12 protein-coding genes are annotated in these 13,086 nt (G+C 75.1%); 3 read left to right on the top strand and 9 right to left on the bottom strand.

The genetic code is table 11. From position 1 onward, the window contains the following. Positions 1-167: 167 nt before the first annotated feature. The gene (locus tag AA75_RS04910) at positions 168-365 is read right to left on the bottom strand and encodes a DUF1508 domain-containing protein (protein WP_033818501.1); all 198 of its coding nucleotides are present in this window, start codon (positions 363-365) and stop codon (positions 168-170) included. Positions 366-452: 87 nt separating this feature from the next. Continuing rightward, the gene (gene ligD, locus AA75_RS04905) at positions 453-1,379 is read right to left on the bottom strand and encodes a non-homologous end-joining DNA ligase (protein ID WP_051811862.1); all 927 of its coding nucleotides are present in this window, start codon (positions 1,377-1,379) and stop codon (positions 453-455) included. Between the two features lie 134 nt (positions 1,380-1,513). On the opposite strand from ligD, the gene AA75_RS04900 reads away from it, so the two are divergent. Further along, positions 1,514-1,798, top strand: coding sequence for a hypothetical protein (locus tag AA75_RS04900; protein WP_055731231.1), 285 nt, complete (start codon positions 1,514-1,516; stop codon positions 1,796-1,798). 9 nt (positions 1,799-1,807) lie between these two features. Here the strand turns inward: AA75_RS04900 and AA75_RS04895 are convergent, their stop codons facing one another. From AA75_RS04895 to AA75_RS04875, 5 genes are all read right to left on the bottom strand, one after another. Then, a complete protein-coding gene (locus AA75_RS04895) occupies positions 1,808-3,199 on the bottom strand; it encodes an NADP-dependent succinic semialdehyde dehydrogenase (protein ID WP_033818498.1) in 1,392 nt (463 codons plus the stop codon). Between the two features lie 5 nt (positions 3,200-3,204). Then, on the bottom strand, positions 3,205-5,511 hold the full coding sequence (locus tag AA75_RS04890; RefSeq protein WP_033818497.1) for a glycoside hydrolase family 65 protein: 2,307 nt from the start codon (positions 5,509-5,511) through the stop codon (positions 3,205-3,207). 108 nt (positions 5,512-5,619) lie between these two features. Continuing rightward, on the bottom strand, positions 5,620-6,618 hold the full coding sequence (sph, locus tag AA75_RS04885) for a sphingomyelin phosphodiesterase (protein ID WP_033818496.1): 999 nt from the start codon (positions 6,616-6,618) through the stop codon (positions 5,620-5,622). 191 nt (positions 6,619-6,809) lie between these two features. Then, on the bottom strand, positions 6,810-7,418 hold the full coding sequence (locus tag AA75_RS04880; RefSeq protein ID WP_033818495.1) for a hypothetical protein: 609 nt from the start codon (positions 7,416-7,418) through the stop codon (positions 6,810-6,812). A 388-nt stretch (positions 7,419-7,806) separates the two neighbouring features. Continuing rightward, the gene (locus AA75_RS04875) at positions 7,807-8,694 is read right to left on the bottom strand and encodes a DMT family transporter (protein ID WP_033818494.1); all 888 of its coding nucleotides are present in this window, start codon (positions 8,692-8,694) and stop codon (positions 7,807-7,809) included. 238 nt (positions 8,695-8,932) lie between these two features. Here AA75_RS04875 and AA75_RS04870 point away from each other — a divergent pair, with 238 nt between their 5' ends. Both AA75_RS04870 and AA75_RS04865 read left to right on the top strand, forming a co-directional pair. Beyond that, positions 8,933-9,835, top strand: coding sequence for an SPFH domain-containing protein (locus AA75_RS04870; protein ID WP_033818502.1), 903 nt, complete (start codon positions 8,933-8,935; stop codon positions 9,833-9,835). 36 nt (positions 9,836-9,871) lie between these two features. After that, positions 9,872-10,150 (top strand): hypothetical protein, encoded by a 279-nt coding sequence (locus AA75_RS04865; RefSeq protein ID WP_033818493.1) that lies wholly within the window; start codon positions 9,872-9,874, stop codon positions 10,148-10,150. Between the two features lie 237 nt (positions 10,151-10,387). Here the strand turns inward: AA75_RS04865 and AA75_RS04860 are convergent, their stop codons facing one another. Beyond that, positions 10,388-11,620 carry a glycerophosphodiester phosphodiesterase gene (locus AA75_RS04860; protein WP_033818492.1) on the bottom strand — a complete coding sequence of 411 codons (1,233 nt, stop codon included), beginning with the start codon at positions 11,618-11,620 and terminating at the stop codon, positions 10,388-10,390. A gap of 221 nt (positions 11,621-11,841) precedes the next feature. Further along, a partial coding sequence (locus AA75_RS04855) for an MFS transporter (RefSeq protein WP_033818491.1) occupies positions 11,842-13,086 on the bottom strand: 1,245 nt, incomplete at its 5' end.

Here is a 13,086-nt window from a genome sequence, read left to right as displayed (position 1 = left end):
CAGGGACCCTACGTACGGCACGGCGGGCCCCGACAGGTACCGGCTGTGAGGCTTTCGCGGAGATCCCATGCACGGCTGCGGGCCGCCCACCGGCCCCGGGCACGCCGCCGGGCCGGCCACCGCGACGGTGGCCGGCCCGGGTGCGCCCGTGCGGGCGAGCGGGGCGCTCAGGCCAGGGCCTGCGCCTGCGAAACCTCCTGGACCTGCGCGTACGGCGCCAGCTTGCGGAGCGACTCGATGCTCTTCATGCACTTCTCGAGCGACTCCTCCGGGTCGCCGGTCACCACGACGGACCCGTTGCTCGCCTTGAGCCGGAACCTGTGGTTGCCCGCGGAATCCTGGTAGATCTCGAACTTCCCTGCCATGGACGTCTCCACCTCTTGTAGGACCGCCCCCCAGCGGCAACCTAGGCGGACCCCGGTACCCGCGCACCCCGGGCGCCGTCGGACGGGTCACCCCCGCAGCGGGTACTCCCGCACCACCTCCGCGGCCGGCCGGTCGGGGCGCAGCCCGAGGAAGCGGGGCTGGCGCAGCCGCCCGTCCCTGGTCCACTCGGTGAAGCCGACCTGCACCACCAGGCGCGGTGCCACCCAGTGCACCCGGCGCTCCGGCACCGGCCCGCCGAACGGGCTGTCCGGCTGCGCCAGCGCGTCCAGTGCGCCCCGCAGGGCCAGCAGCGTGCGGGTGTCGAAGCCGGTGCCGACCTTCCCGGCGTACCGCAGCCGCCCGCCCTCGTGGTAGCCGAGCAGCAGGGCGCCGAACCCGGCGCGGCTGCCGGCCGGGTCGGTGAAGCCGCCGACCACCAGCTCCTGACCCGCCTCGCACTTGAGCTTCAGCCAGTCGGCGGAGCGCCGCGGCAGGTAGCGGCTGTCGGCCCGTTTGGCGATCAGCCCCTCCCAGCCCTGCGCGCACGCCTCGGCGAGCGGGACCGGGCCGTCGGCCCGCCGGTGCTCGGTGAAGCGCAGCCGCTCGCCGTAGACCAGCGACTCCCGCAGCAGTTCCTTGCGATCGGTCAGGGCCAGCGCGGTGGTGTCGTGGCCGAACAGGTCCAGCAGGTCGAACAGGAAGTAGGTGACCTGCACGCCCGCGGCCGCCGCCGCCCGCGGGTCGCGCAGCTGCATCCGCTGCTGCAGCCGGGCGAAGCTGGTGGCCCCGCCGGCCAGCGCGACGATCTCGCCGTCGACGGTGTACTCGGGGACCGGCTGGGCGGCCAGCGCCTCGACCAGCTCCGGGTAGCGCTCGCCGAGCGGCTTGCCGGTGCGCGACAGCAGCCGCACCCCGCCGGCGTCCCGCCGGGCGAGCGCCCGGATGCCGTCGAGCTTGCGTTCCAGCAGCCAGCCGCCGTCGAAGTCGCGCCGGTCGCTCGCGGTGGCCAGCATCGGATGGATCTCCACGGGGGAGCGGTACCCGCCCGGCCCCCGGCTCGGCACGCCGCATCACCCGGGCGGCCCTATCGTGGTCACCAGGGGGACGGCGCACGGACCAGGTGCGGCAGACCCAGGAGGTGGGCGCCATGGTTACGACCTACGACCTCGGACAGCTCCACGGCCCGACACACCGCAAGCCCGCTCCGCTGCACAGGCGGTTGACCACGGCGCTGCGGCACACCCCGGCGCTGGCGCTGGCGTTCTGGTGGGGCCTGGCGATCGGGGCGACCCTGATCGTGGTGCAGCTGAACGACCCGGTGGCGCTGGCCGTGATGAGCGCGATCTGGCTGACCACGGTGGTGCTGACGGCCGGCTGGGCGGTCGGCCACCCCAGGCTGGGGCAGCCGCCGCATCCGTACCCGGTGGCGTGATCGGGGTGCTCAGCGCCCCAGCCAGACGGTGGTGATGTTGCAGAACTCCCGGATGCCGTGGGCCGACAGCTCCCGGCCGTAGCCGGAACGCTTGACACCGCCGAACGGGAAGGCGGGGTGCGAGGCGGTCATGCCGTTGAAGAACACCCCGCCGGCCCGCAGGTCGCGCACGCAGCGGTCACGCTCGGCGGCGTCGGCGGTCCACACGTTGGAACTCAGCCCGAACGGGGTGTCGTTGGCCAGCGTCAGCGCCTCGTCGAGGCTCCCGGCCCGGTACAGCGTCGCGACCGGACCGAAGGCCTCCTCGTGGTGGATCCGCATCGCGGACGTCACCCCGCTCAGCACTGTCGGCCGGTAGTACCAGCCCTCGTCCAGACCGGCCGGCCGCTCGCCGCCGCACTCCGCCACCGCGCCGAGCGCGAGCGCGTCCTGCACCAGCTCCTCCAGGTCGGCGCGGCCCTGGCGGGTCGCCAGCGGTCCGACCTCGATGTCCTCCACCTGCGGGTCGCCGACCTTCAGCGCACCCATCCGCTCGATGAACGCGGCGGCGAACGCGTCGTACACCTCGGTGTGCACGATGAAGCGCTTGGCCGCGATGCAGGACTGGCCGTTGTTCTGCACCCGGGCGGTCACCGCCCACCTGACGGCCTGCTCGAGGTCGGCGGAGGGCAGCACCACGAACGGGTCGCTGCCGCCGAGCTCCAGCACCGTCTTCTTCACCTCGTCCCCGGCGGCGGCCGCGACCGCCCGGCCGGCGCCCTCGCTGCCGGTCAGCGTCACCGCCGCCACCCGCGGGTCGCGGACCACGCCCTCCACCGCGCCGGACTCGATCAGCAGGGTCTGGAAGCAGCCCGCCGGGAACCCGGCCCGGGCGAACAGTTCCTCCAGGAACAGCGCGGTGCGGGGCACGTTCGAGGCGTGCTTGAGCAGCCCGACGTTGCCCGCCATCAGGGCGGGGGCCGCGAACCTGACCACCTGCCAGAGCGGGAAGTTCCACGGCATCACCGCCAGCACCACACCCAGTGGCCGGTAGCGCACGTACACCGAGGACGCCCCGGAGTCGGCCACGTCGGCCTGCGCCGGGTGCTCGTCCGCCAGCAGCAGGGGCGCCCGGTCGGCGTACCAGCGCATCGCCTTGGCGCACTTGGCGGCCTCCGCGCGGGCCGAGCCGATCGGCTTGCCCATCTCGGTGGTCATGGTCCGGGCGATCCGCTCCTGCTCCTCGTCCAGCAGGTCGGCGGCCCGGTGCAGCATCGCCGCCCGGTCGGCGAAGCCGGTCGTGCGGTACCCCTCGAAGGTGGCCGCGGCGCGGGCCAGGCGCAGCTCCAGCTCCTGGTGGTCGAGCGGGGTGAAGGCCTCCAACAGCTCGCCGGTGGCGGGGTTGACGGTGGCGATGGGCATCTGGGTCACTCCTGTCTGCCGGCGCGGTCCGCCGACCGGCGCCGGTTGCGGGGCCGGCGACCGGCCGGCTGGGTGGGGGCGGGCCGCCCGGGCAGCGCCGGTACGGGCCGGTGCGCGGGCGTGTCCCGGGTGATGGTCAGCGGTTCGCCGTGGTGCCACAGCTGGATCTCGGCGCCCTCCAGCAGGGTGTACCCGGCCCGGTCGGCGGTCACCTCCACGCGCAGTGTGCGGCGCTGGAACTGGACGGTGAACGCCAGCCGGGCCAGGCCCGGCGGCAGCCGCGGCGCGAACGACAGCACGTCGCCCTGGTGCCGCAGCCCGCCGAACCCGGCCACCAGCGCCAGCCAGGTCCCGGCCAGCGCCGCCAGCCGCAGCCCGTCGCGCAGGTCGTGCGCGGTGGAGCCGAGGTCCAGCAGCGCGGTCTCGGCCAGGTAGTCGTACGCCAGCTCCGGGAACCCGGTCTCCGCCGCCAGCACCGCCTGCACCCCGGCCGCGATCGGCGAGTCCCGGACGGTCAGCTCCTCGTAGTAGGCGAAGTCCCTGGCCCGCTGCTCCGGCCCGAACGCCTCGCCGCGCCGGAACAGTGCCAGCACCAGGTCCGGCTGCTGCACCACCTGCCGACGCTGCAGCTGGAAGTACGGGTGGTGGCGCAGCAGCGGGTACCCGCCGGGTCCGGTGGCGGCGAAGTCCCAGCGCTGGTGCCGGGTGAAGCCCGCCGACTGCTCGTGCACGCCGAGCCGCTCGTCGAACGGCACCGCCAGGTGCAGCGCGGCGTCCCGCCAGGCGGCGGTCTCCTCGTCGCTGACCCCGAGCGCCACCGCCAGGTCGGCGTTGCGCTCGGCTGCGTCGGCGGCGGCCCGCAGGTTCTGCTGGGCCATCAGGTTGGTGTACAGGTTGTCGTCGGCGGTGCCGCCGTACTCGTCCGGCCCGCTCACGCCGTCCAGGTGGAACACCCCGGCCGGGTCGTGGTGGCCGAGCGAGCGCCACAGCCGGGCGGTGTGGACCAGCAGTTCGAGCCCGGCCTCGCGGTCCAGCACCAGGTCGTCGGTGGCCGCGGTGTAGTGCACCACCGCGTCGGCGATCCCGGCGTTGACGTGGAACGCGGTCGCACCGGCCGGCCGGTGCGGGCCGCACTCCTCGCCGTCGATGGTCCGGCACGGGAAGGCGGCGCCCGCGAGCCCCAGCCGGCGGGCCCGGCGGCGCGCGGCGGGCAGGGTGGCGTGCCGCCAGCGCAGCGCCTGCGCGACCAGCTGCGGCGCGGTGTAGGTGAGCACCGGCAGGACGTGGGTCTCGGTGTCCCAGAAGCAGTGCCCGTCGTGGCCGGGCCCGGTCAGGCCCTTCGCGGCGAGGGCCCGCTGCTCGGCCCGCGCGCCCGCCTGGAACAGCTGGAACAGCGCGAACCGGACGGCCTGCTGGACCTCCGCATCCCCGTCCACCTCGACGTCGGCGCCGCCCCAGAAGCCGGCCAGCACGGCCCGCTGCTCCTCGGCCAGCGCCTGCCGTCCGGTCGCCGCGGCGCGGGCCAGGGCCGCGTCCACCTGGCTGCGCACGGCATGCCGGGAGCGGACCGCGGACCAGCCGTGCGCGACCAGCTTGTCCAGCCGCAGCGCCTGGCCGGGCCGGAGCGAGGCGGTCACGGTCAGGCGGGCCAGCCGGGGACCGTACTCGACGGCGGTGGCGGTGCCGGGCGGCCCGTCCACGGTGTGCTCGGCGGCGACGGCGATCCGCTGGCCGCTGCGCCGGGTGCGGTGCAGCAGGTGCAGCCGGGTGCCGTCGGCGGCGGCGTCCTCGGGCTCCAGGGCGTCGGCGGTGGCGAGCAGTTCGGACTGCAGGACGATCCGGGCGGGTCCGTCGACGGGTTCCACCCGGTAGCCGATCGCGCCGACCGCCCGCTGGCTGAGCGAGACCAGCCGGGAGGTGGTGATCCGGACGGTGCGGCCGGAGGGCGCGGTCCACTCCACGTCCCGCTCCAGGACGCCGTTGCGCAGGTCGAGGGTGCGCCGGTGGCGGTGCAGCCGGCCGTAGCGCAGGTCGAACGGTTCGTCGTCGACCAGCAGCCGCACCAGGCGGCCGTCCGGGACGTCGAGCACCCGCTCGCCGGGCTCGCCGTCGCAGCCGGGCTCCTGCTCGAAGACGCCGTTGAGGTAGCAGCCGGGCAGGCCGAGCGGCTCGCCCTCGTCCAGGGTGCCGCGCCAGCCGAGGTGCCCGTTGGAGAGCGCGAACAGCGACTCGCTCTGCGCCAGCACGTCGAGGTCCAGCGAAGTCTCGCGCAGGCACCAGGGATCGACGGGGTACGCGGGGTGGAGGATCACGCCGCCGCACCTCCCGCGGTCGTCGGCGGACAGGCCATGCGACCACCCTCCCCCGGATCGGCCCCGGGCGCCTGTACGACGCGCCGCCCGGGGCCGGGGTGGGCCGGGTCAGCCCGCGATCACCGGGTAGTGGTCGGAGAGGTCGCTGTAGGTGTAGCTCTTGCCCCAGCTGCTGACCGTCCACGGGGTGCTGTGGAAGCGGTACACCTGGTTGGTGTACTGCTGCGGGCGGGCGTGGTCGGCCCGGTACAGCACGTAGTCCAGGTCCTCCTTGGGCTCACCGGGGTAGCGGTAGGCCGCGATGGAGTTGTCGACGGTGTCGAAGGAGTTGGTCCAGCCGGTCCGCTGGGAGGCGGGCGCGAGGTTGCCGTTGGCCAGCAGGGCCGGGTACTCGGAGTCGTGCGAGTTGATGTTGAGGTCGCCGGCCAGCACGATCGGCTCGTTCGCCGGGATCTGCTTGGCGTCCAGGAACGCCCGCATCGCGGTGAGCTGCGCGGCCCGGACGGTGGCGGGCTCGCCGCTGGAGCAGCCGGTGTCGGTGGACTGCAGGTGGGTGCCGACCACGTGGGTGCGCAGGCCGTTGACGTTCAGGACGGCGTACACGAAGCCCTTGTTCGACCACCAGTCGGCGCCGCAGGCGTCCTTGAAGATGTACTGCTCCTTGCGCAGGATCGGCCACTTGCTGAGCAGCGTCACGCCGCCGTCCTCGGGCGTGGTCGAGCTGTAGCTGCCGCTGGTGGCGTCCCACCCGCTCTTGGACCGGCCGACCACCGGGGTCTGGTGCGGGTAGGCCGCGGCGGCCTTGGCGGCGAGCGCGTCGGAGGCCGCGTTGTCGAACGCCTCCTGGAGCACCACCACGTCGTGGCCCTGGAAGAAGTCCGCCCCGGCGATGGCCTTGGCCCGGTAGTCCTGGCCCCAGTTCGGGTACAGGCTGGTGCTCATCAGGAAGGTGTTGTACGTCAGCACGTTCAGCGGCGGAGCGGTCAGGGGCGCGCTCTCGGCGGCGGCCGCGGAGGCGGGGGCGGTGGCCAGCGGGGAGAGCAGCGCCGCCGCCGTGCAGACAGCGGCGGCCAGGCGCAGGGTGCGGCGGCTCGTGGACTGGGGCATCAGATGCTCCGCTAAGTCTTGTCGGGGGCTCGTCAGTCGACGAGGTGTTGTGTAGTCAACTCGCGCTGATCCACGCCCTTCAAGACGCCGGTCGAGCATCAGGTGAACTCGGCCGAAACAGCCCTACTCGGCAGTAGCCGAAGGGTGTCCGGGCGCCCCTGCCGGGCATCCGGACACCCTTCGGCCCCGCCTCAGTAGCGCTCGGCCTGCGCCACCGTGGGCACCAGCGTCTGGTCGGGCGACTTGGTGCTGAACGCGGTCTCCTTCGCCGTCGCCCCCGGCGCGACGTTCTCGAAACTGAGGACGCTGGTGTCCACCACGTTGCCGGAGGGGTCCGAGAAGTTGACCCGCACCGCGTACGAGGCCTGGGAGGAGGTGGTGTTCACCACCGTGACCACCGCGGCGTTCAGGCCGCCGGAACTGGCCTTCGGCACCCCGGTGATGGTGACGCCCGAGGTGACGTTGCCGCGCCCGGCGGCGGTGGCCAGCGCCGACTCCGCCGCGGCCCGGCCCCGGCTCGCCTCCGCCGAGGCGGAGGCGGCGAACGAGGATGCGGCCGCCGAGAGCGAGGCGGCCGCGGACGACACCTCGGACTTGGCGGAGGAGGCCAGCGAGGACAGCGCCGACGGCGGTGAGCCGGAGAAGCCGGACGGGTTCGGGGAGAAGGCCGAGCTGCTCGCCGCCGAACCGCCGGAACCGGAGGAGTCGCACGCCACGACCACGCCGAACGCCCCCACCACCAGCGCCACCGCGGCCAGCGCCTGCCGGCGGCCGCCCCGCGTCCCCGCGGCCCTGCCCACGTACCTTCTGTCCACGAATCCACCCGGGTCCACGGCAGAGCCGTCCCCTGCCTCGTCCCCCCACAGTCACACCCCGTCAGGGCCCCGCGCGATCGGGACTCGCCCGACCGGGGGCGGGCCGAGGCCGGTCCGGCGCCCGGGCTCGGGGCCTTCGGCGGGGCCGCCGGGGCGGGTGCCCAGCACCGGCCAGCACCGGCCGGCACCGGCCGGCGCCGGGCGCGCCGGGACGGTCGGGACGGTCGGGACGGTCGGGACCCTCGTCAAGGGGTGGTCCCGGCCGATGTCCGGGCGTCCGGGCGCGGACCGCCGGGGGCCGCCCGAAGGGTCGCCTGCAGAGCCGCCTGCTGGGCCGCCTGCTGGGCCGCCCGCGGGGCCGTTCGCGCGGGTGCTACGCCCGCTCCGCCGAGCCTTCCGGGCCGATCAGGTTCCGGGCCGCGCTGGAGCGGCTGAGCAGCACGATCCCGGCCATGATCAGCATCAGCCCGATCACCTCCGGCACCACCCACCAGCCGCCGCGCAGTTGCTCGTCGTAGAGCAGCACGCCCAGCGCCACGCTCGTGCCGGCGTCGCCGAGGATCAGGGCGGGCTGGGAGAAGGTCAGCGGGCCGGACTGGAGGGCGTGCTGCAGCAGGAACAGCGCCGTGACGCCCACCGCGGCGAAGCCGTAGGTCTGCCAGGCGGTGAAGAAGCCGGCGGCGCCGTCGGTCTCCCAGGTCTGGGCGGCCGACTTCAGCAGCGCCGCCGTCAGGGCGTAGCACAGCGCGGCGGCCAGGGCGAGGGCGGCGGCCCTGGCCGGGCCCGGACGGCGCCGGGCGGCCGAGACGGTTAGGGCGGCGGCGGAGCCCAGACAGCAGGCCAGTGCGACCAGCCAGCGGGTCATCGGTGCCTGGGTGTCGCCCGGGGTGGGGGAGGCCGCCCCGAGCGCGACGCCCAGGCCGACCGTGACGAAACCCGCTGCCCGCCAGGCGTCCGGCGGCAGGCCGCGGCGCAGGATCACGCTGCCCAGCAGCAGCGCGGCCGGGAGTTCGAGCACGAAGATCGGCTGCACCACCGAGAGCGGCCCGTTGCCCAGCGCCAGCGCCTGGAAGCAGGCCGCGGCCAGGACCGCCAGCATGCCCCCGAGCCAGACCCGCTGGCGGACCAGCCCGGCCATCAGCCCCCGGCCGAGCCCCTCGTGCAGCGGTACCCGTTGCGCGGCCTTGCGCTGGAGCACCACGGCGAGTGCGTTGCTGAGCATGGTCAGCAGCGCGAACAGCACGGCGAGGGGGATGTGCACGGGCCTCTCCTGGCGCCTGGTACCGGCCGGTGGGTCGGACGGCCGTCATCCACCATCTTGCGGCGGGCCGCGGCGGGGCCACACCTCGACGGTCTCCGTGCCGGGCGGCGGGGGAGTTCCCGGCGCCGAGGTTAAGTGATATCACTATGATAGTTACGTGCCGTACCGTCCCGAGGAGCAGACCGCCATGTCCGTACCGCAAGCCGAACCCGCCGCCGTCGAGGGCTTCGGCGTCGAGATGCCCGCGCCCCGGGTCACCGAACGCGTGATCACCGGCGCGGCGGGGCTGCCGATGATGGTGCTCAGCCTGCTGCTGATCTTCGGCGGTGCGGGCCTCACGGTCTGGGGCATAGCCACCCAGGCGGGCGACCCCTCGGCGCTCGGCGCCACCCTGGTCTCCGTCGGCCCGCTGCTGTTCGTCGGCGGGGTGCTGGTCTCCCGCGGGCTCACCGCCGTCTCCCCCGGCCAGGCCAGGGTGGTCCAGTTGCTCGGCCGGTACCGCGGCACCGTCCGGGCCGACGGGCTGACCTGGCTCAACCCCTTCACCAGCCGCCGCCTGATCTCCACCCGGATCCGCAACCACGAGACCGAGACCGCCAAGGTCAACGACGCCGACGGCAACCCGATCCAGATCGCCGCCGTGGTCGTCTGGCAGGTGGAGGACACCGCGAAGGCCCTCTACGAGGTCGACGACTTCGTCGAGTTCGTGGCCATCCAGACCGAGACCGCCGTCCGGCACATCGCCAACAGCTACCCCTACGACGCGCACACCGAGGGCCAGATGTCGCTGCGCGACAGCGCCGACGAGATCACCCGCACGCTGTCCGCCGAGATCGACGCCCGGGTCGCCTCCGCCGGTGTGCGGGTCGTCGAGTCCCGGATCACCCGCCTCGCCTACGCTCCCGAGGTGGCGCAGGTCATGCTGCAGCGGCAGCAGGCGGGCGCCGTCGTCGCGGCCCGCCGCCTGATCGTGGAGGGCGCGGTCGGCATGGTGAACCTCGCGCTGGATCGCCTCGCCGAGGACAACGTGGTCGAGCTGGACGAGGAGCGCAAGGCCGCGATGGTCAGCAACCTGCTGGTCGTCCTCTGCGGCGACCGGGGCACCCAGCCGGTGGTCAACACCGGCTCCCTGTACCAGTGACCGAGCAGTGGACCGAGCAGTGGACGAGGTGGTCAGGTGGCGACCGAGCGCAAGAAGATCCTGCTGCGGCTGGACCCGGCCGTCCACGACGCCCTCGCCCGCTGGGCCGCCGACGAACTGCGCAGCACCAACGCGCAGATCGAGTTCCTGCTGCGCCGGGCGCTGACCGACGGCGGCCGGATGCCGGGCGGCGTCGCCCGGATCCCGGCCCGCGGCCGGCCACCGAGGAGCCCCGCTCCCGGCCCGCCGGAGGAACCGTCCGGCGGGAGGACGGACCCGGGAGGGCCGGACGGGCCGGACGGCGGGCAGCCGTAGCGCCGCCGGTGGCTGGGTCGGCGACGCCAAGGGCCGGGTGACGGAGGACCGGTCGGGGCGGCGGGCGAGGTCGGACAGGTGGCCGGCGGGCATGGGCGTCCTCCCGGTGCGGGGCGGTCGGTGCTGCTGCGACGGACCTTCCACCACCGCCCCGCCCGCATGCCCCGGCCGGTCGCGAGCCACCGGAACGTGGGACGGCCGGCGGCCCGGAGTGGACGCGCCGGCCGTGACCCGGTGTCAGCCCACCTCGTGGGAGGCCCAGAAGTCCGCGCGGGCCAGCACGCTGGTGTCGGAGTTGTCGGTGAAGAAGCCGTCCACGCCGAGGTCGTACAGCCGCCGCGCCCAGCCGATCGCGTCGCCGTAGGCCGCCGGGTCGGTGCCGTGGCGGAAGTCGGCGGGCAGGAAGCCGTTCTCGTTGCGGACCGTCCACGGGTGCAGCACCAGCCCGGCCCGGTGGGCGTCCGCGACCAGGGTGGTCGGCGGCTTGAGTCGGCCGGTGGCCGGGTCGGTCGGGGCGATCAGCTCGGTGGTCGGCCCCAGGCCGTGCGAGAAGGTGGCCAGCCAGCGCAGCCCGTCGGGGGTGACCAGGTCGGCGACGGTGCGCTTGTCCCCGGCCAGCACGAAGTCGTACGGCTGGGTGGTGGGGCCGCTCAGCAGCTGGATCCGCGGGTTGCCGACCAGCTCGGCGAGGCGCTGGAGGCTGCTCGGCTCGAAGGACTGCAGGATCGCCCGGCCCTGCCGGCCCGCCAGCCCGGCGCGGCGGAGCTCGTCGGCGAGCCGCTCCTCCAGCGGGAGGCCGATCGAGCGGAAGTAGCTGGGGTGCTTGGTCTCGACGTACAGCCACACGTCGCGGCCGAGGGTGCGCGAGCGGCGGGCGGCGAACTCGGTGACCTCGCGGAAGGTCGGGATCGGCCACCGGCCGTCGTACAGGGTGTTGCGCTGGCGCTGCTGCGGCAGGCGCTCCTTGGCGCGCAGGGTGCGCAGCTCGGCGAGGGTGAAGTCCTCGGTGAACCAGCCGGTCAGCGCCACCCCGTCGACCGTCTTTGTGGTCCGGCGGCCCGCGAACTCGGGGTGGTCGGCGACGTCGGTGGTCTCGGCGATGTTGTTCTCGTGCCGGACCACCAGCTGGCCGTCCCTGGTCGGCACCAGGTCCTGCTCGATGACGTCGGCGCCCAGCTCCAGCGCCAGCTCGTACGAGCCGAGGGTGTGCTCGGGACGGTAGCCGCTGGCGCCGCGGTGGCCGATGACCAGCGGGTGCGGCAGGCGGTCGAGGCCGGTTCCGGTGTGCACCGGCGGCCGGGTGCCGGCGGCCGGCCGCTGAGCGGCGGAGGGCTGCGGACCGGACGCGTCATCGGCGGCGGCCTCGCCCGCACCCGCGGCCCCCAGCGCGGCCACCCCGAGGCCGACGGCCCCGGTGGCGCGCAGGAACGAGCGGCGGGAGGACTGTTCCTCGGTCGGACGGTTCGTCATGTGCTGTGCTCCCTGCTGGAGTTCCGGCGCATTCCGACCCGCACCCTAGGCGCCGCGGCCGGACCGGCCGGTGAACCCGGGACGAACCGGCCGCCAACCGGTGCCGAATGCATGACAACCCGTCGGACCCTACTCCCGAGGCCCGCGCCGAGGTGGTGCGGTGGCGGTGTTCCGGCCACCCGGCGGTGCCGGGTCGGGCGGCCGGGTCCGGGGCGGCCGGGTCAGGCGGCAGGGCCGAGGCGCCGTACCGCCACCGCCGCCAGGGCCGTGCAGCCGGCGAGGACCGCCCACAGGGCGCCCGGGCCGACCGCGAGCAGGGCGGTCAGGGCGGCCGGTGCGGCGGCCCGGCCGAGACCGGTGGACAGCTCCCAGCGGGCCAGCGCCCGGCCCAGCAGGTGCGGCGGCGCCTCGGCCACCACCAGCGCCGTACCGGACCCGGCGTAGAGGATCTCGCCGAAGGTGTACAGCACCGAGACGCCCGCCACCGCGGCCGCACCGGCGGTACCGCCGAGGCCGCCGCCGGCCCAGAACCCCAGGTAGGACAGGGCGAGCAGCCAGCCCGCCGCGCCGAACACGGTCCGGCGCGGGTACCGCGCCAGGCGGGTCACGACCGCCACCTGAGCCGTGATCACCAGCAGCGTGTTGCCGACGAAGATCCCGGACGACCAGGCGGGGGAGGCGTGCAGCCGGGTCACCAGGAGGGCGGGCAGCGCGACCTCCAGGACGTCGAAGCAGAACGCGAACGGCAGGTTGGCCAGGCTCAGCCGTCCCAGCCGTCCCAGCCGTCCCAGCCGTCCCAGCCGTCCCGGCCGGCCGGGACCGGCGGTGCCCGGCACGGCCTTCCCGGGCGCCGCGGTCCCGGGGGCCTGCGCGGGTGCCGCCCGTTCCGCCCGCTCCGCAGTCACCCGCATCGACAGCACCAGCCCGGCCGCCAGCAGGCAGCCCGCGGCGGTGAGTGCCGCCAGCGCCCGCAGGGTGCCCGTGCCGCCGGCCAGCGCCACCGTGGCGATCAGCGCGCCCGCGCCCAGACCGGCGTTGCGCAGCGAACGTCCGGCCGCCAGCGCGGTGTCGCGGACCCGGCCGTCCGCGAGCGTCGCCACCATCGCCGCGTGCGTGGTCGGCCAGGACTGGCTGCCGATGCCCAGCAGCACGGCCGCCGCCGTGAACGCCCCCGTGCCGGGTGCCGTCAGCAGCACCCCCACGCCGGCCGCCCGGACCAGCAGGGTCGCCGCGACCGGCCGGCTCCGGGCACCGCGGTCGATCCAACGGCCGGTCAGCGGCACCACGGCCAGCCCGGCGAGCATGCCCGACGACAGTGCCAGCCCGGCCCGTCCGGCGTTCAGCCCGAGCACGCTCACGCCGTACAGCAGCAGGAACGGCCGCAGCAGGCCGGCCCCCAGCGCGTCCACCACCAGCGCCACCGCGTACCGGGCGCCGCCCGCCGCCGCCAGCGAGCGGACGGCGCC

It is taken from the genome of Kitasatospora sp. MBT63 (genome assembly GCF_000710465.2).
Classification (GTDB): Bacteria; Actinomycetota; Actinomycetes; order Streptomycetales; family Streptomycetaceae; genus Kitasatospora.
This window is presented reverse-complemented; position numbering and strand designations above follow the sequence as displayed.

Excerpts from the sequence above, each read along its gene's own strand:
- sph (WP_033818496.1), bottom strand. The coding sequence starts at position 6,618 with ATGCCCCAGTCCACGAGCCGCCGCACCCTGCGCCTGGCCGCCGCTGTC.
- AA75_RS04860 (WP_033818492.1), bottom strand. The coding sequence starts at position 11,620 with ATGACGAACCGTCCGACCGAGGAACAGTCCTCCCGCCGCTCGTTCCTG.
- ligD (WP_051811862.1), bottom strand. The coding sequence starts at position 1,379 with ATGCTGGCCACCGCGAGCGACCGGCGCGACTTCGACGGCGGCTGGCTG.
- AA75_RS04900 (WP_055731231.1), top strand. The coding sequence starts at position 1,514 with ATGGTTACGACCTACGACCTCGGACAGCTCCACGGCCCGACACACCGC.
- AA75_RS04870 (WP_033818502.1), top strand. The coding sequence starts at position 8,933 with ATGCCCGCGCCCCGGGTCACCGAACGCGTGATCACCGGCGCGGCGGGG.
- AA75_RS04895 (WP_033818498.1), bottom strand. The coding sequence starts at position 3,199 with ATGCCCATCGCCACCGTCAACCCCGCCACCGGCGAGCTGTTGGAGGCC.
- AA75_RS04910 (WP_033818501.1), bottom strand. The coding sequence starts at position 365 with ATGGCAGGGAAGTTCGAGATCTACCAGGATTCCGCGGGCAACCACAGG.